At 44.4% G+C, this 18,670-nt stretch carries 16 protein-coding genes; 14 read left to right on the plus strand and 2 right to left on the minus strand.

The features are described from left to right. Positions 1 to 3 precede the first annotated feature (3 nt). Both secD and secF read left to right on the plus strand, forming a co-directional pair. Entirely contained in the window at positions 4 to 1,236 is a 1,233-nt protein-coding gene (gene secD / locus E4K67_RS11325; protein WP_135546630.1) for a protein translocase subunit SecD, read from the plus strand. Continuing rightward, entirely contained in the window at positions 1,236 to 2,186 is a 951-nt protein-coding gene (secF, locus tag E4K67_RS11330) for a protein translocase subunit SecF (RefSeq protein WP_135546632.1), read from the plus strand. The genes secD and secF overlap by 1 nt, the downstream gene beginning before the upstream one ends. 319 nt (positions 2,187 to 2,505) lie before the next feature. On the opposite strand, the gene E4K67_RS11335 is transcribed toward secF, so the two are convergent. After that, positions 2,506 to 2,907, minus strand: coding sequence for a hypothetical protein (locus tag E4K67_RS11335; RefSeq protein ID WP_135546634.1), 402 nt, complete (start codon positions 2,905 to 2,907; stop codon positions 2,506 to 2,508). 595 nt (positions 2,908 to 3,502) lie between these two features. Here E4K67_RS11335 and E4K67_RS11340 point away from each other — a divergent pair. The 12 genes from E4K67_RS11340 (at position 3,503) to E4K67_RS11395 (ending at position 17,636) form a co-directional block, all read left to right on the plus strand. Further along, positions 3,503 to 4,627, plus strand: coding sequence for an ABC transporter ATP-binding protein (locus E4K67_RS11340; protein ID WP_135546636.1), 1,125 nt, complete (start codon positions 3,503 to 3,505; stop codon positions 4,625 to 4,627). A 110-nt stretch (positions 4,628 to 4,737) separates the two neighbouring features. Then, positions 4,738 to 5,766, plus strand: coding sequence for a PucR family transcriptional regulator (locus E4K67_RS11345; protein ID WP_135546638.1), 1,029 nt, complete (start codon positions 4,738 to 4,740; stop codon positions 5,764 to 5,766). 28 nt (positions 5,767 to 5,794) lie between these two features. Then, on the plus strand, positions 5,795 to 6,652 hold the full coding sequence (locus E4K67_RS11350; protein ID WP_135546639.1) for a MurR/RpiR family transcriptional regulator: 858 nt from the start codon (positions 5,795 to 5,797) through the stop codon (positions 6,650 to 6,652). A 120-nt stretch (positions 6,653 to 6,772) separates the two neighbouring features. After that, complete coding sequence (locus E4K67_RS11355; RefSeq protein ID WP_158408455.1) at positions 6,773 to 8,326, plus strand: gluconokinase; 1,554 nt, start codon at positions 6,773 to 6,775, stop codon at positions 8,324 to 8,326. Next, positions 8,323 to 9,945 carry a dihydroxy-acid dehydratase gene (gene ilvD / locus E4K67_RS11360; RefSeq protein WP_135546643.1) on the plus strand — a complete coding sequence of 541 codons (1,623 nt, stop codon included), beginning with the start codon at positions 8,323 to 8,325 and terminating at the stop codon, positions 9,943 to 9,945. The genes E4K67_RS11355 and ilvD overlap by 4 nt, the downstream gene beginning before the upstream one ends. 146 nt (positions 9,946 to 10,091) lie before the next feature. Continuing rightward, positions 10,092 to 11,405: an ABC transporter substrate-binding protein gene (locus tag E4K67_RS11365; protein WP_199242519.1), complete on the plus strand. Its 1,314-nt coding sequence runs from the start codon at positions 10,092 to 10,094 to the stop codon at positions 11,403 to 11,405. A gap of 100 nt (positions 11,406 to 11,505) precedes the next feature. Further along, positions 11,506 to 12,384: a carbohydrate ABC transporter permease gene (locus E4K67_RS11370; protein WP_135546645.1), complete on the plus strand. Its 879-nt coding sequence runs from the start codon at positions 11,506 to 11,508 to the stop codon at positions 12,382 to 12,384. Between the two features lie 3 nt (positions 12,385 to 12,387). Then, positions 12,388 to 13,206: a carbohydrate ABC transporter permease gene (locus E4K67_RS11375; protein WP_135546647.1), complete on the plus strand. Its 819-nt coding sequence runs from the start codon at positions 12,388 to 12,390 to the stop codon at positions 13,204 to 13,206. A 27-nt stretch (positions 13,207 to 13,233) separates the two neighbouring features. Beyond that, on the plus strand, positions 13,234 to 13,863 hold the full coding sequence (locus tag E4K67_RS11380) for a bifunctional 4-hydroxy-2-oxoglutarate aldolase/2-dehydro-3-deoxy-phosphogluconate aldolase (protein WP_135546649.1): 630 nt from the start codon (positions 13,234 to 13,236) through the stop codon (positions 13,861 to 13,863). 19 nt (positions 13,864 to 13,882) lie between these two features. Continuing rightward, complete coding sequence (locus E4K67_RS11385) at positions 13,883 to 15,151, plus strand: nickel pincer cofactor-dependent isomerase, group 22 (protein ID WP_135546651.1); 1,269 nt, start codon at positions 13,883 to 13,885, stop codon at positions 15,149 to 15,151. Between the two features lie 36 nt (positions 15,152 to 15,187). Next, on the plus strand, positions 15,188 to 16,108 hold the full coding sequence (gene gnd, locus E4K67_RS11390; protein ID WP_135546981.1) for a phosphogluconate dehydrogenase (NAD(+)-dependent, decarboxylating): 921 nt from the start codon (positions 15,188 to 15,190) through the stop codon (positions 16,106 to 16,108). A gap of 49 nt (positions 16,109 to 16,157) precedes the next feature. Then, entirely contained in the window at positions 16,158 to 17,636 is a 1,479-nt protein-coding gene (locus E4K67_RS11395) for a gluconokinase (protein WP_135546653.1), read from the plus strand. Between the two features lie 84 nt (positions 17,637 to 17,720). On the opposite strand, the gene E4K67_RS11400 is transcribed toward E4K67_RS11395, so the two are convergent. Next, entirely contained in the window at positions 17,721 to 18,497 is a 777-nt protein-coding gene (locus E4K67_RS11400; RefSeq protein ID WP_135546655.1) for a CAP domain-containing protein, read from the minus strand. Between the last annotated feature and the right edge of the window lie 173 nt (positions 18,498 to 18,670).

An 18,670-nucleotide genomic window follows, 5' to 3' on the forward strand; every position in this document is an offset into this window, starting at 1 on the left:
CAGATGAGACGAGGAAATATCATCAAATTAGTAGCGCTTGTGTTACTGGTCGCGGTAGCAGTTGCACTATCGATAAAACCCCTTGTGGATCCCGTGAAGGGTATCCCGTTGGGGCTTGACCTACGTGGTGGAGTGCATTTAGTACTACAAGCGGAACAAGACAAAAATGGCACCCCCATTACGAGAGATGATATCGATAAAGCAAAAGCGATCATCTCGAACCGAGTCAATGATCTTGGGGTATCTGAACCCATAATGCAAGCAGACTATGATAAGCAACGTATTGTTATCGATTTAGCTGGGGTCTCTGACCCAGATAAAGCTGTGGATATACTGAAAACAACGGCCAAGTTAACCTTTAGGGATCCCCAAGGAAATGTTGTGTTGCAAGGAGATGAACTAAAAGATGCTAAAGGAGGGCGAGACCAGCAGCAGGGTTATGTTGTAAATTTGACGTTCTCATCTGATGGGACCAAAAAGTTTGCAGATTTAACGACCAAGTATCTCGGGCAACAAATTGGAATATATCTGGACGATAAACTTTTGAAGAATCCAAAAGTAGAAACTCCAATTCTCAATGGTCAAGCGGAGATTGATAATTATGCTACCTTGGAAGCTGCAGCGAAGGATGCCGTCCTCATGCGCTCCGGTTCCTTACCTGTGAGTATGAGTATTGCTGAGAAGCGTCAGGTGGGAGCATCTTTAGGTGTTGACTCGTTAAACAGAAGCATTCAGGCTGGACTCTACGGTCTAATCTTTATTTTTCTATTTATGCTTATCTTCTATCGTTTACCTGGGGTTGTAGCCGATTTCTCCTTAATCGTATATGCACTCATCGTCCTGTGGGTTTTTTGGATGTTCCGAGTGGTATTGACTCTCCCAGGCATCGCCGGCTTTATTCTTTCGATTGGGATGGCCGTCGACTTCAATATCATTATCTACGAACGAGTAAAAGAGGAAATTCGAGCCGGAAAATCGCTGCGGGCTGGCTTGGAATCTGGGTTTAGCCGGGCCTTCATTACGGTTATTGACGCCCATGTAACAACGCTTATTGCTGCAATGACACTTTACGCTTTTGGAACTGGTTCTATTAAGGGATTTGCCCTCACTCTGGGCATCGGGATTCTTGCTAGCTTATTTACCGCGATTACGTTTACTAGACTTGTATTACGCTGGACTGTGGGAATCAACCCAAAAATGAATATAAGATGGTTTGGCGTTAGGAGGGATGTATAATGGAGAAAACTGGACATCCAGCGACTTACGATGAAGTCCAAAAGCTACACCCTCTGTATTTTAATATTGTTAAGAAACGGTTTTGGTGGTTTGCTATTTCATTACTCATTATTATCCCGGGAATAATTTCCTTCTTTATGCAGGGGCTGAATTTGGGGATTGATTTCAAGGGCGGAACAATGCTCGACGTGACCTTTAAGAAAGCTGTGACACAGGCTGCTATTACGGATACTATGAAATCGGTTGGGCTAGAAGGCATTGTACAGTTGTCCGCTGGAGATACATCAGCTTTAATCCGAACAGAGGCTCTTGAAGAAGGCAAACGAAGTGAATTACTGACTGCCTTGGAAACCAAGGTTGGAGAGTATGACAAAACGAATATTAAAGAGGATAAAGTAGGACCTGCCATGGGGCAAGAACTTACCCGCAATGCCATTTATGCATTGATTATTGCCATAGGAATGATGATCATTTATATTACGATAAGGTTCCAATTTGTCTTTGCTATCTCCGGAATTATTGCGCTAATTCACGACGTTTTAGTGGTTGTGGGGATTTTCTCGTTGTTCCAATGGGAAATTGATTCAGCGTTTGTGGCGGCCATATTGACAATCGTCGGTTATTCCATTAATGATACTGTAATTATTTTTGACCGGATTCGTGAGAACGAAGCCAAGATGAAACGAGCAGATAGTTATGGAGATATGGTCGACAAATCCGTTTGGCAGACCATGCGTCGTTCCATTAACACGGTCGTTACGGTACTGATCGCATTGCTATCGGTATTTATCCTAGGTGGGGAATCCACAAGGATGTTCTCTTTGGCTATGTTGATAGGGGTATCTATCGGAGCTTATTCCTCGATCTTTATCGCTAGTCAAATCCTCTTGGAAGTTAAGATCCATTGGAGTAAGAAGCCACGTAAAGGCGGTAAGGCAGTCCGGGTTTAAGCCCTAATGCAAATTTTATTTCAACATTAGCCTGATAACCTAAACACTAGGGCAAGTAGACCCCTAAAATTGAGAACCGATTTCAACAAGAAGAGGCTGTAACAAAACTTATTTTCCAGTTTGTTACAGCCTCTTCTTGTTCGAGAATTGTCGATATTTTCGAGGATTATTCACCACTTTACAGGTGTATAATCCTCTTTATTGGGGATAGCGCACCACCACCCTGAAAATTTCTCAAGTTTTGTTACGCCCCCTTCTTCTGGGGGTTAGCGTTATCAGTTTTCAAAGCCCCTACTTCTATAAGTGGGGCTGAACGAGTTCACTTAGTAACAGCGAGTTTACAGCGGTCCATTTCCTTGTACCCTTTAGGATTGTTCTTCATAGTTATTTCCCCCGTAGATATGTTGCTTGCAAGACCAGCATAGTGCTTACAGACTCCTGAACTAGAGAACATAGCTCCTTCACCTTCCGGTTTGACGCAGTACTTGCATAGACCTACACAACGGCACCTAAAAATAGAGATGCTAGCGAGGTATTTCTGCATATCTGTCATGATATATTCTGGTAAGTTGTCTGCCCCAATAGCTTCAACAAATTTGTCGTTAACGTAGGTAGCGACGACAACTTGCACTGAATTTTTTTGTTTGTTCGCTAACGAAAATTCTACAACATTACCAGGCTTTCTTTTTGAGTCCTTGATAGACCAAGATTTTGCTGCCATTACACAAACCAACTTTCTTAAAAATCAATATTAGAAACTATAAGCACAATCCTTATTTAAAGGTTCTTCTTCTTATGCTCCCAGAAAGTACAACTTTAGAATAACATTATCATAATGAGTGGATATTGCAAAGTGGATACTGTTTACAACTAAACGATTTACAGTTATTACCCCCTGAGATTTCCTTTCAAAAGGAGACGTTGTCTTTTAGGTCACCTAGTCGTCAGACTTTGGAGTATAAACAATATAAAAATGACTTTACTTTTGATCAATTCAAACTCCAGAACTATGGAAATTTTATGGGGATGTCAGTAAATTCCGGGGGGAAGGTAATCTATATTCGTGTGCCCAAAAGTTTGGAAATAGATAAAGGGGGGTACGGTGATGATCAAATCCTAATAATTAGCGAGCGGTACACAAAACTAAATTTCCTTAAAAGCTGCACTAAACGAAATTCGTCAAAGATGCAGCTTTATTTGTTCATTGTGCCAATAGATTATCCACACTAAGATTTGTTACAATGGGAGGGTATTAAAGCTAGAACATTGCAACAGACTTAGTTAATAGAGGAGAAGTAGGGAAGGGGTGGGTATTATTGGCAGGGTTAACTTTTAAGAGTATCGTCAAAAAGTACGATCAAACTACCGTCGTTTATGATTTTAATTTGGAAATTCACGATAAAGAATTCTTGGTTTTGGTCGGTCCTTCTGGCTGTGGGAAAACGACGACCCTAAGAATGATCGCGGGGCTAGAGGACCCAACTAGCGGTGAAATATATATTGGAGACCAATTGATCAACAATGTTGCCCCAAAAGATCGAGATATCGCCATGGTCTTCCAAAGTTACGCTCTTTATCCTCATATGAGTGTCTATGAGAATATGGCGTTCGGTTTAAAGCTGCGAAAAATGCCGAAAGATGATATTGACCGGAGAGTGCAGGAAGCAGCTGCAATTTTGGACATCGAACATCTTTTAGATCGTAAGCCGAAAGCTTTATCGGGTGGACAGAGACAAAGGGTGGCGTTAGGCCGGGCAATTGTTCGGGAACCTAAAGTATTTTTGATGGATGAGCCGCTGTCCAATTTAGATGCTAAGTTAAGGGTTCAAATGAGGGCTGAGATTTCCAAGCTTCGGCATCGTTTACAGACAACCGTGGTTTATGTGACTCATGACCAAACTGAGGCGATGACCATGGGTGACCGAATTGTTGTCATGAAAGATGGCTTTATCCAACAAGTGGATACCCCAATGAACTTGTATAATCATCCGTGCAATATGTTTGTTGCCGGGTTCATCGGTTCGCCCGCTATGAATTTTTTGCGGGCAACCCTGATTGAAGACAATGGTCAACTGTGGCTAGTGAACAAGGAATTGCGCCTTCCACCGTTGGTGGAACGGCGAGAGGCCTTGACCCCTTATCTAGGGAAGGAAATCATTATTGGGATTCGCCCTGAGTCTATTAATGACGATAGTTCATATCTAAAGGAACATCCAGATTGGACGACTGACGTGCAAGTGGATGTTGTTGAACCACTGGGCGCGGAAAATTACATCCATTTTACAATTAACGGAGAAAACCTAATTGCAAGGGTAGAGGCGACGAGCCAGTCAAAACCTCTCCAGGTTCATAAAGTGGCTTTTGATATGAATGAGGCTCGCTATTTTGATGTGGAAACTCAAAAAGTAATTCATAGACCGGGTTATCAAGCCACTTATTAATTATTTAAGCAAGTTTCGTGTATTGGGTTACCGCTATTAGAGTGATAGTATATGAGTAGAAGCCATAAGTTTGGCTTAGGTAAAAGAAAGAAATGCTAGGGTGAAGTAACATGCTTCAAAATGACCGAAGTGATCAAGTGAATGCCCAGGAGTTAGCCTGTCGTCTTTCCGATGCTACGGGTTTGCTTTTTCGAGTGGGTTTAGAGTGCCGATCCACTGATAATAATTCATTTGTTGAATTATTGACGCTTGAAGTTCAGGTTGGAGATGAACTTGTTGAGCTGGTCTATGATCCAGGGAGTGTAGAGGTGGGACCCTTTACAACTCGCCTGTTACAAGCTTTGGCTCGAGGAATCGTTGCCGGACTGATCGTCAGTGAACAAGTCGTTCAACTTGAACCATGGACCTGGGAAAAACTACTCAACATTGCGCTCATAGAGCAATGGGACCCAGAGACATTCACAGCGCGGGTAAGAACGTGTCGGCTGACAGGTCTATCTCTAGGTTTTCCGGTACTTGTTCACTGTTCAACATGGAGCACTGAAGTGGTCGAAGTGTTGGAGAACCTCTTCCCGCAGGCACCCGTACGCTGGGTTCTAAAACCCGATCTATTTATTTATGTTCCGCTTGACCAATGTGAGGGTGGGTTAGCGCAACAGAGGGTTTACGGAGAAGCTTTGATTGAGCAGATTCACGCCGTATTAGCAGACGAGTTGGGTGTTTTAGCAACTGTCTTTGTGGGACAAGTGATCGAAGCGGATATATGGGCAGGCTTTTTAGAGGTAAGGAAATTAACCGAGCTCCACAGTCGTTTTTTTGTCAGTAAGCTTGGTTTAGCGGCCTGGAATGTAGGTATAGCTTCTCTATTTTCGGAAACAAGGTCAATTGTCGGGCAAGACTATATTCAGGGAGTTTTGGGGCACTTAAACAAAGAATTGCTTGAAACCCTAAGGGTTTTCTTAGAAAAAGAGATGAGTGTTGCAGACTCATCTCGGGCCTTATTTATTCATAGAAACACCTTGACGTATCGGTTAGATCGAATCACCGAATTAACAGGATATAATCCTCGACGTTTAAATGGGGCAGTTCATTTATATATGGCACTCTGGTTAGGTAGCCATACCAATTCAAATAGGTAACCATACCAATTATAAAGGGAGAAAAAGCATGGAGGAAAACGTTTTACAAGGATGTCTTGTTCGTATTAGGGGGATACTTCCTTCCTTGAAATCAGCAGAAAGTCGAGTGGCTCGCTATATTTTGAAAAACCCAGATCAGATCATCCATCTTTCGATTACTGAACTAGCGGAATTTGCCCAAAGTGCTGAGGCAACAATTTTTCGCTTATGTAAACGTTTAGGATATGGTGGCTACCAGGCTTTCAAAATTTCGCTAGCAAGCGATTTGGTCAAACCTTTACAGAACATTCACCAGGAGATCACCCCAGATGACAATCTGTTGACAATCGCCGCCAAGGTTTTTCATTCTAATATGGAAGCCCTACAAGACACCTTAACACTAGTTGACGAAAAGAGTTTGGAGAAGGCAGTTCAGACCTTGCATCAGGCTACTAGGATTGAATTTTATGGCTTGGGAGGATCGGCGCCGATTGCAATGGATGCATACCACAAGTTTATTCGCGTTGGAATTCCTTGTATAGCTCTTACTGATTCCCATATGCAGGTTATTTCAGCTCGGCTTTTGCAGCCAGGAGCAGTTGTATTTGCGATTAGTCACTCGGGGAGTAACATAGATATCGTGCAATCCATCAAGACCGCACGTCAATCAGGTGCAGTTACCATATGTTTAACGAATTATCCTAAATCACCTGTCACTAAAGAAAGTGATATTTGTTTGCTTTCTTCCAGTCAAGAATCCCATTATCGTAGTGAAGCGATGTCGTCCCGAATTGCTCAATTGAGTATTATCGATACATTGTATGTTGGAGTTTCCTTGCTTCGGCAAGATATTTTATTGGAGAATCTACAAAAAGTTCGTGAAGTAATTGCCTTGAAAAGATTTTGATGATTGTAGTGATTCATAAATCTCTACAACAATTAACTGCGTTTAAATGACTTTAAGGGCAATTCGTGAATTGCCCTTAAAGTTTCGCCCTATATTATGGGAAAGCAAGGTGGGAGATTGGTGAAGCAGCGAGAATCGATTCTAAGTGTTGACGTAGGAACGTCTAGTGTCAAAGTGACGATTTTTAACGGTGAAGTCGAGTTGGTTCGAGAATCTAGTATCAGCTATCCTCTGCTTCAGACTCAGTCCGGTTTTGCAGAACAGGACCCGCAGCGGATCTTAGAAGCCTTTCATCAGGCAATTCAACAGGTATTGTCTGGAAGTGAGAATTGTCCAAACGTTATGGTTCTGAGTACAGCGATGCATTCCTTGGTGGCGATCGATGAGTTTAATAAGCCAATAACCCAACTTGTGACTTGGGCTGATCAACGGGCTGAGGGTCAAGCTAGTCAATTACGTTCAAGCTCGCAAGGAAATTCTCTGTATCAGAGGACCGGCACGCCGATCCATGCAATGTCGCCACTGCTCAAACTGGCATGGTTCAGAGATAATGAGCCTGAGATCTTTGAGAGAGCCAAACTGTGGGCGGATCTAAAATCCTTGATTTTGTTTGATTTGCTAGGTGAATGGTTGATCGATGAATCGCTAGCTTCGGCCACCGGGCTCTATAATCTTTTGACTAGAGATTGGGATCAAGAGGCTATGAGATGGTGCGGGGTGACCCGCGAGCAGTTGCCAAGGTTGGTAAGAACGACCAATATTCTAGGGTGTATCAGGCCCGAATTAACTGATCAGTTAGGAATAGCTGAAAACATCCGGGTTGTCGCAGGTGCTAGTGATGGAGCTTTGGCCAATTTAGGGGTAGGGGCGGTTTATCCAGGTTCTTTAGCCATTTCTATTGGGACGAGCGGGGCTGTTCGAGGGATGGTTAACGAACCAAAGTTGGATCCTCACGGGCGGCTCTTTTGTTATCATGTAGATAAGAGTCACTATATTGTCGGTGGGCCCATCAATAACGGCGGAATTTTATTGCGCTGGTTGCAGGGGATTTTGTTAGAGCGAGGAGAACCTTCCGAAGGACTCATTTCGGAAAGTAAGCTCACGCGTACTTTCTATGAATTGATGAGCCAAGGGGTCAATAAAGTCGCACCGGGTTCAGACGGTCTTTTTTGCCTACCCTATCTTACTGGAGAAAGGGCACCATTCTGGCGTGAGGATCTATCCGGAAGTTTCTGGGGATTAAAGCTTAATCATAATCGTGACCATCTAGTTCGCGCAGTACTTGAGGGCATCTGTTATCAGCTTAATTCGGTCGTTGAATTGCTTACTGATTTAACAGGACCGGTCTCAGAAATCCGTGCGACTGGGGGTTTTACTAAATCTGAGGTTTGGCTAAAGATTCTGGCGGATGTGCTAGGAAAGTCTTTAGGGGTTCTTGAACATGCTCAGGGATCCGCCCTAGGAGGTGCTTTCCTTGCTTGGTATGCTTTAGGACAAATCAATTCGTTAGAGGAATGTGCAGAGCTTGTACCAATTGCCCATGTAGAACGGCCTGATGAAGCTCGGATCGTTCGTTATCAGGATGGGTATAAACTTTTTAAAGAACTAGTCATTTTAGGAGACAAAGCATATCTGAAACTTCAGGAATTTGCACAAAAAGGAGAGTCTTTATGATAAATCGTCTTAATCAACTTCCACCTTTTCAACGAGCCATTGCAAAGGCCCATTTGTGTTCAGCGGGTGCTCGTTACGAGGATTTGGACCGACCTATCGTAGCAGTAGTCAATACTTGGAATGAAATTGTCCCTGGTCATGCTCCTCTTAGAGAACTAGCGGAACACGTTAAACGTGGAATTATCCAAGCAGGGGGGACACCGCTAGAGTTTAACACGATTGCAATTTGTGATGGAATTACCCAGGGACACTGCGGTATGAATTATGTGCTTCCCAGTAGGGAGTTAATTGCTGATTCGGTCGAGACAATGATTTTAAGCCACGACATATTTGATGGTATGGTTTTACTCGGTTCCTGCGATAAAATCGTGCCAGCCTTAATGATGGCGGCGGCTCGAATTAATTTACCTAGTATTCTTGTCTCAGCAGGGCCTAATGTGCCCGAAATCAAGCCTCGGGATTCCAAGGCAGCACGCCAGAGTTTTCTACGGGGAGAAATTGATGAGAAAACCCTCGTGGCAGAGACTCTCAAATATTATCCCGGTCCAGGAATTTGTCCTTATTTAGGGACTGCCAACACAATGGGAATGCTGACTGAGGCCATAGGATTAGCCTTACCTGGAAATGGACTTGTGCCAGCCCAAAGTTCTTTGCGCTTCAGCCTAGCAGAAGAATCCGGAATCCAGGTGGTCAAACTCATTAAAACTGGAATTTTTCCTAAGCAAATTTTAAGCAAGGAATCCTTTGAAAACGCAATTAAGGTTTTATTAGCCATAGGCGGATCATTGAATGCAGTGCTCCACCTCTTAGCCTTGGCAAAAGAAGTCGAAGTTGACCTCACGTTGGAAGACTTTGATCGGTTAAGCCGAGTCACCCCTTTTTTGACGGCAGTTGTTCCCAATGACCAAGACTACACGGTCGTTGATATTCACAGGGCAGGAGGGACTCCAGCAGTTATGAAACGTCTGGAACCTCTTCTGCATACGGAGATTATCACTGTAACTGGGCAGACGGTGCGAGACAACTTGCTTCAAGTTAAAGAAATCGGAGAACTAATTCATTCCCTTGAAAGCCCGCTTCAACCAGAGGGCGGATTAGTCGTGTTATATGGCAGTTTAGCACCAGACGGGGCACTGCTTAAGCGATCTGCGATTAGTGGAACCGAAAGTCGGATTGAGGGAGTAGCCCGAGTGTTTAACTCAGAAGAGGAATGTTTAGCAGCGGATAATGTTAGCCCTGAGGAAATTCTGGTGGTGCGATATGAAGGTCCGGCTGGTGGACCCGGTATGAGGGAGTTGCATCGAGTTACCGAATTTTTACAAGTCCATGGAGGCAAGGCAATTTTAACGGATGGTCGCTTTTCCGGAGCCTCAGGTGGAATCTCCGCAGGGTATATCTCTCCTGAAGCCTACGCTGGAGGACCAATCGCCCTAGTCCAAAACGGTGATCGTCTTATTATTGATCTTGAAAACAGGCTGCTTGACCTGATGGTTACACCAGAAGAATTGGCAGTTCGTCGAGGTAGATTTGTTCCTGTACAGAAAAAAGCTTCCCCTCTCCTTCAGAGGTATGCTCGTAGAGTCTCTTCGGCAAATCTCGGGGCAATCGTAATTGATTAAGAGAATCGGGTGACTCGGTATGAATAAAATTTTCATTTATTAAATATAAAGAAGAATATTTTTTTCTTTTATGGAGGAATATGAAAAGATATACCGAATATTACTACTATAATATCAATTCTTAAAAATAAGTAGGAGGGGACACTGTGAAGAAACCGCACAAAGTATTAAGAGGAGTCGCTATGGTTTTAAGCTTGGCTATGACCTTGGGTCTAGTCGCAGGCTGTGGAGCAAAGACAACCACGCAGCCTGCAGCATCGGAAAAACCGTATGCTGGAACTCAACTGCGCGTAGTTTTTGCTAACCACCCATGGGCTGATGCTATCAAAGCCCAACTTCCAGAATTTGAAGAGAAAACTGGGATTAAAGTGAATCTGGAAAACTTTTTTGAAGATCAATTAACCACAAAGCTAACGGTTGAATTAACCTCTGGAACTACTACTATTGATGCCATGATGTTTCGCCCACTTCAAGAAGGTAAGCTTTTCGCGAAAAATGGTTGGTTGAATGATTTGACCGCTACATCACAAAAGGATAAGACGTGGGATATTAGTGATTTTAATAAAGGTGCGATCGGGACCGTGACCATGGATAACAAGTTATATGGTGTGCCGATTGTTACCGAACGAGAAATTCTCTACTATCGCAAAGATATCTTGGAGAAAAACAACATAGCTGTGCCAAAGACCTTAGACGACCTCCTTGCCGCTGCCAAGAAGATCAATGATCCTAGCAACAAACTTTATGGCTTTGTGGCGCGCGGAAAACTTTCTCCGTCAGTAACCCAATTCTCCAGCTTCCTCTATAGTATGGGTGGCGACTTTGCCAAAGACGGTAAAGCGACGGTAAATACCCCTGAAGCCATTAAGGCTTACCAAACATATGGCGACCTTCAGCGTCTCTATGGGCCTCCAGGAACTTTGAACATGGCATGGCCTGAAGCCTTCGCAGTGTTCCAACAAGGTCAAGCTGCTTTCTTAACGGATGCAGACAGCTTATATACAAACTTGACCGACCCCAAAAAATCCACTGTCTCGGATAAAGTCGGATTTGCTCTGTTCCCAGCTGGAACAGCAGGTTCTAAACCTTACAATATTACCTCCTGGGCTTTAGCTCAAAATGCTAAGTCTAAGAATCAAGATGCTACTTGGGAATTCATCAAGTGGGCAACCAGTCAAGAGCAAGTTCTAAAAATGCAGCAAGCTGGTAACCCTGGTGCTCGTGAGTCTGTATGGAACAACCCAGAGGGACTTAAGAACTTCCCAGCAGAGTATGCATCAACTGTGAAAGAATCCATGAAAACCTCAGTTGACCATGACCGTCCACTCGTCATAAGCATTGGACCGGCTCGCGACGCTGTCGGTGGCCCAATTCAAGCGGCGATTCAAGGAAAAGATGTGAAGGCAGCTGCTGATATAGCCAATGCTGCATTCCAAGTGATTTTGGACAAAGAAAAGTAATTGTCTTCGATCCAACACTCCTCTTTTAAAATGAACGAGCCTTCCGCTTATACGGAAGGCTCGGCTTATCCGTTTAATTTGTACCTAGGGGGGGTTAACCATGTTTAGTCGTTGGCTTGAGCGGAATATTAAATACGTGTTTCCACTGCCCGCAGTTATATTTGTTTTACTGATGATGGTTTTTCCGATTGCATACACCTTTCGGCTGAGTTTTTATGAGTGGAGTATGTCGTCATTGATACCGCCGACCTGGGTAGGACTGGAGAATTATAAAACCCTTTTGTTTAGCGATCCACGCTTTATGGCGTCTCTATGGCGCACTTTTACCTTTACTTTTGCCGCGGTTGTCGTCGAGACGATCCTGGGAATAGGTATTGCGCTCTTGTTTAACCAAGATTTCAAAGGGAAGAACGCTTTAAAGACCTTGTTTCTCTTGCCAATGATTGCGACCCCAGTGGCTATTGGTCTCGTCTGGATGCTGATTTTTGAACCGAACATTGGGTTTGCCAATAAGGTTCTTGAATTCTTCCACATATCGCCCCTACTTTGGTTAGCTTCGCCCCAACAGGTCTTAGCATCTCTAGTCATTGTCGATGTCTGGCAATGGACTCCGATGATTGCCTTAGTTGTTTTAGCGGGTTTGTCATCCTTACCGACCGAGCCCTATGAGGCGGCTATGGTTGATGGTGCAAATAGGTGGCAAGTACTTACTAAGATTACCTTGCCTCTTTTACAGCCGACAATTCTGGTTGCCGTACTTCTCCGGTCGATTGACGCTTTGAAAACCTTCGATATTATTTATGCTATGACAGGCGGAGGACCGGATTTTAATTCGGAAACCATTAACATTTACAGTTTCGTTCAAGGATTTTCTTATTTTCAATTAGGTATGACCTCGTCACTTCTCATGATCTTTTTTGTGATTGTGCTTGGTATGAGTATGCTCCTGGTTTCAGCCAGGAAACGCTGGGGGGCTTAAGGTATGGCAAAGCGTAGAGATCCAGTTAAATTTTTGCAACGGTTGCTCCTAGTAGCAGTGGTACTAGCGTTTTTATTCCCCTTCCTGTGGATGATTCTGGCTTCCTTCAAGACCCAACAGCAGATTCTTTCCGCGAGTAATATCTTTATTTTTGAGCCAACGTTCCAGAACTACCTAGACGTCTTTCAACAGTACAGCTTTATGAAATTCATTTTTAATAGTTTCTTTATAGCGGCAGCCTCAACGATTCTCTCGTTGGTGTTGGGTCTACCAGCTGCATACTCGATTGCCCGGTATCGCCAGAATAAGTTAGGTATGACCATATTAATTGCGCGGATCGTTCCGGGAATCACCTTCCTGATACCTTGGTTCATCATTTTCTCTAAACTTGGTCTCGTTGATAGTTACACTTCGATGATCTTAAGTCATATGCTGGTTGGTTTACCTTTCATCGTTTGGATTATGGTCTCCTACTTTGAAAATATTCCTTCGGAATTAGAAGAGTCCGCGCGGGTCGATGGTTGTACCATCCAAGGAGCCTTTTGGCGGATCGTCTTGCCAATCTCAGGACCGGGAATTATCACGTCTTCAATTTTTTCCTTTGTTTTTTCCTGGAATAACTTTATGTTTTCCTTGGTCCTATCTGGACAAAAAACAGAGACCTTACCGATCGCTGTCTTCTCATTTCTGTCTTACTCCGCAATCAATTGGGGGGGACTGATGGCTGCGGCGGTTGTGATCACACTCCCCGTGCTGATTCTAGCTCTGTTTGCTCAGAAGTATATTATCAGTGGCTTAACGGCAGGCGCGGTTAAGGGGTGAGAATATTCGAAATGGAGGGTACCTATAATGTTTAAACATCGGCTTTGGCATAACGGAATTTTAGCAATTTTGCGCGGCTTCAATAAACAAGAGACCTATGATACGGTCCAGGCTTTGATTGAGGGTGGAGTCTTTATGGTTGAAGTTACCTCCGATTCGCCCAATGCTTGGCACGTCATAAATACGCTTAAATCAATGGAACCCCGTCTTGTTGTGGGGGCAGGGACAGTCCTTGATACAGAAACGGCTCGGGAGGCCATTGAGGCTGGAGCGGATTTTATCTTTTCTCCAGTCGTCCGTCCTGAAGTAATTCAAATCGCTCATCGCTATGGACGGATGGCCATCCCAGGAGTCATGACTCCAACTGAGGCTCTCCTTGCTATGGAATGTGGTGCAGATATAGTTAAGCTATTCCCTGCAGGTTCTTTAGGAGTTAAGTACCTTAAAGAATTGCGTGGACCCTTTCCATATATTCCTTTTATCCCGACGGGTGGAATCACTCCAGAGAATGCTGTGGCCTTTATTGAAGCGGGTGCAGTAGCGGTCGGTATGGGAAGCGCGTTAATTCAAAAAGATTGGCTAAAGGATAAAAACTATACTGAAGTCACACGCTTGGCTAAAAAGCTTGGACAAGAAATTTCGACTGTTGTGATATAAAGCGCGAGAAGGTGAACAAGTGGGAAACTTTGCTGAACTGTTACAAAGTGTTTCGTTACCTAAAGTAGCTCGAATTCGCCAAACCTTTTCCGACGAACATCTTCAGGATATTCCCAACGAGATTTGTCAGGCCCTTAAACGTCCTGGAACCCTTGATCGGATTCAATCAGGAGAAAAGGTTGCCATTAGTGTAGGGAGTCGGGGTATCGATAACCTGCAGTTGATCGTGCGAACCCTTGTGACTGAGCTTCACAAGAGGGGGGCTGAAGTGACAATTATCCCAGCGATGGGGAGTCATGGTGGAGCCACTGCGGAAGGACAAAGAGAAATACTGCTCAGGCTAGGAATTGTACCTGAGGTCGTAGGGGCGGAAATAGTTTCTAACATGGATGTTAACTTGATCGGATTGTTAGCAGATGATACCCCCGTCTATTTAAGTCAAGATGCACTGGCGGCTGACCATATTGTCCTTGTAAACCGAATTAAGCCACATACTGCTTTTCGAGGTCCTATCGAAAGTGGGTTAATTAAGATGTTGACGATTGGTTTAGGGAAACAAAAAGGAGCCGAGGTCTGTCATGCGCGGGGATTTAAGTACATGGCCCAGACCCTTGTCGAGATGGGTTCGCTCCTGTTAAAAGAGACCCAGGTAACATTCGGACTGGGCATTGTCGAAAATGCCTATGACCAGACCCATTCGATTATTACTATTCCAGCGGAGCATTTAATGGAGGAAGAACCTAAGCTGTTAATCAAGGCAAAAAGCCTAATGCCAAGTTTGCCGGTTAATCAGCTGGACGTATTAGTGATTGACGAAATTGGCAAAGACATTAGCGGGGATGGAATGGACCCTAATATAACCGGTCGTTATCCGACTCCCTATGCCAGCGGCGGTCCAGAGGTCGCTAAAATGGTCCTTTTGGATCTGACGGAACGGAGCCATGGTAATGCTAATGGAATCGGAACTGCGGACTTCGTCGCTAAGAGGCTTGTGGAGAAAATGGATATGGAACAAACTTACCCCAATGCCCTAACCTCAACGGTCACTGGCCCCGTAAAAATTCCTTTAACTCTGGGGTCGGACTTTGACGTGATTAGGGCAGCTGTGAAGACTTGTAATGCGGCTGATCCAAGTATGATTCGCATGGTTAGAATCAAAAATACTTTGCGCATTGGAGAGTTCTGGGCTTCCGAGGCGGTTGTGAAAGAATTGTCTAAACACCACGGAGAATTAGAAATCGGGGAATTAGAAATCTGGGCATTTGATTATAGCGGAAACCTAATCTGATGCACTCAATAAATTTTGGAGCGAAGGGTGAATGACATGAGGGATTCTTCTTACGGTATGATTGGACTCGGCAAAATGGGTGGTTTAGCCGTAGAAAATGTTTTGTCCAAGGGAATACAGGTTGCAATTTTTGATGTATTTCAGGAGCAAGTCAATGAACTGGCAAAACTAGGAGCACAAGGTTGTCACTCGCTAAAGGAATTAGCAAACTCTTTGAATGCCCCTCGTGTGATTTGGCTAATGGTTCCAGCAGGAGATCCTATCGAAGAGGTCTTATTTGGGGAAAATGGCCTAAGTCAATTCCTCAGCCCTGGGGATATCATTATTGATGGAGGAAATTCCTTTTACCAAGACACTGTTCGCCGATCCAAAAGGTTGGCGGAGTCCGGGATTAAGTACTTAGATTCTGGCTCCAGTGGTGGGACGGAAGGTGCAGAAGGTGGTCTATGCCTGATGGTCGGTGGAGATCAAGAGGCTTTTGTTCAGGCGAAACCCTTGCTTCAAGCACTTTCTGAGGGGAAGGGAGCGTGTACTTATGTGGGCCCCAGCGGGGCTGGGCATTACACTAAAATGGTGCATAATGCCGTTGAGTACGGCATGTTGCAGGCTATCGGTGAAGGATTTGAACTTTTAGAAGCCGCACCGTATGATTTGAACCTTGAAGAGATTGCTCATTTGTGGACAAAAGGCAGTATTGTTAGTGGATATTTGATGGAATTGGCTGAACGAGCCTTTGCCAAAGATACAGGCCTTAGTCAAATTATAGGCGAAGTCGGCGGTGGAAGTACGGGAAGTTGGGCGATCGAAGAGGCTTGGAAGGTGGGGGTTCCGTTCGAAGCGATTGCTTTGTCTTATGCAGCTCGCCTGCGTTCTAGACAAAATGATACGTTTGCGGGTAAAGTAGTTTCAGCTCTTCGAAATGAATTTGGAGGCCATGCCATGGTGAAAAAAGACTAGTCAAAATCAAGAGAGTAAATGCCAACCTGTACATTAAAGGGGTAGCTTTATGAACGGTATTACATTACTAGAAGCAACACTTGGAGTTGATATAGGAACTACAGGCTGTCGTTGTGTGGCTTACTCTGATCAAGCAGATGTTGTGGTCAAGGCTGAACGCCTTTATCCTACGTCCTCTCCGAAGCCTGGGTGGGCGGAACAGGATTCGGACCTTGTTCTAGCTCAAGTCGAAGAGTGCATTAAAGACGCGGTAAAGAGTGCGGCAGAAGCGCATTATAGGGTAAATCTAATTAGCTTTAGCGCTGTCAATCATGGACTAATTCCATTGTTTGAAGGTAAGCCTTTGCGTCCTTGTATTATTTGGGCCGACAATCGCAGTGCATCTATAACAGAACAATGGCGCATAGAGAGACGGCATAAAGAATTTTACGAAGCAACCTGTTGTCCAATTCATCCCATGTATTTACCTGGAAAACTGGTTTGGCTGGCAAAGGAGGAACCCGAGATCTTCCTACGAGCCGATCGGTTTCTTTCCTTGAAGGAACTGTTGTTTTATCGTTGGTTTGGACGGTTTGTAATTGACGCCTCAATTGCTTCAAGTACGGGTCTCTTTAATGTCACCAAGTTTGATTGGGACGAAGATATTATGAGAATAACAGGGATAAGGAGAGAACAACTGTCTGAGATTGTTCCGACTACGTACGTTCTTAGAGGGATGAACCGAGAGGTCTACGACCGTCTGGGGCTAAGTGCAGATGTCCAGGTCGTTATTGGTGCAGGGGACGGGGTCTTGTCTAGCCTTGGTGCAGGAGCGCTTGGTCCCGGGGAAGTAACCGTAATGATTGGAACAAGTGGGGCCGCTCGTATCACTGTGGCTACACCAACGTTGGACTCTCAAGGAAGAACTTGGTGCTACTATTTAGCTGATGCTGCTTGGGTCGTTGGAGGCGCTATCAATAACGCGGGTTTAACCCTTCAATGGGTGCGAGAAAAATGGTTAAATGGTGCATCTTTCGAGGAGGTTGAAAAGCTCTCTGCTAACGTTGCACCAGGCTCGGAGGGGTTAATGCTTATGCCGTTTTTGACAGGTGAGCGCTCTCCAAATTGGGATCCGTCGATCCGGGCAGCTTTGATAGGGCTTGATCTGGCACACGGGCCAGGACATTTTGCCCGAGCAGCGATGGAAGGAGTCGCCTATCGCCTCAAGAGTGTGTTTGAACCGATAGTCGAGATGGCTGGCGTTGTCCGTTCTGTAAGAATTGGGGGAGGCTTTATCGCCTCACCGACCTGGGTGCAAATCGTAGCTGATGTCCTAAATTCGCCGTTGGAGATTTTAGAAGAACCCCAAGGGTCCGCCTTTGGCGCAGTGGTTCTTGGTTGGTTGGCTGTAGGAAGAATAAAGACCTTAGATGAGTGCACTAGCTTAGCCCGTCAACAGAAGGTGGTCTACCCCAACACGTTGCAGGCGATATTTTACGAGAATCAATATACCCATTATCAGCGGATTTACGACAGGCTTTATAGGTGAGTGGTATGATTGAATTTAAAGAACTAGGCTGGAAGCTTAATGCTTTCAGCCTAGTTCTTTAAGTTCGTAAATTGAAATCATTTTCTACCGTCCAATAAACTCTTGTGCAAACATTTTGCCATAAGCTGGACTAGCAGTAATTCCGATACCAATATAATTGAAAGTCGGTTTTAGGATGTTTTCTTTGTGACCAGGACTGTTCATGAGGGATTCATGCGCTGTCTCGACTGACGAGTTTCCAGCAATATTCTCAGCTGCTGAAGTATAACTAATCCCAAATGTTTTCATCATTTCAAAAGGAGAACCATAAGTGGGTGAAGTATGGCTGAAGTAAGACTTTGCGACCATCTCATCTGACTTTATTTGAGCCATCTTCTGTAATTGAGCATCAATTTCAAGGGGTGCTACCCCTGCTTTTGAACGCTCTTGGTTAATCAGGTCTAGCATATGCTGTTGATCAGCTGTGAGATCAATTTGTGCAGTAGGAGTAGGAGTAGGAGTAGGAGCAGGAGCAGGAGTGGGAGCAGGTGCGGCAGGAGTAGGTTCTGGAGTTGATGGAGGATAGTATGCTTTGGCCAGACCACCAGAGATTGAGCCCACAACATCATTTTCTAAATGAACAACCCACCATCCTCCGAGTTTACCTATACAATCAACAATTTGACCTTTAGATACCAACCCTACACTAAGAAAACTAGTGCCTGGCCCGGACCTTACCTTCGCTGAAGTGGCAGTAATGGAAATCTGCCCTGGTACATTAGTACGGTTAAATTGGGTTTGGGCGTTAACAGGATCTAGAAAACATGTCATAATTAAGATGGCTATTAAAAAGATTTTACAAATTAAGATATGTTGCTTCATAAATGTTCTCATTCTCCCTTATGTGCAGATTCGAGTTTCATTACTAGTCTGCGGAATCTACTGCTAATTTAAACGCGTTAAATATGGGAAGTTACTAGAGTCTGAAGATTGGACAATGAACTTGTTCAACTAAAGTTGAGCATCGGGTACGGGGAACTATACCCTCACGATTG

Origin of the sequence: Desulfosporosinus fructosivorans (genome assembly GCF_004766045.1) — a bacterium.
In the GTDB taxonomy this organism is placed as follows: domain Bacteria; phylum Bacillota; class Desulfitobacteriia; order Desulfitobacteriales; family Desulfitobacteriaceae; genus Desulfosporosinus; species Desulfosporosinus fructosivorans.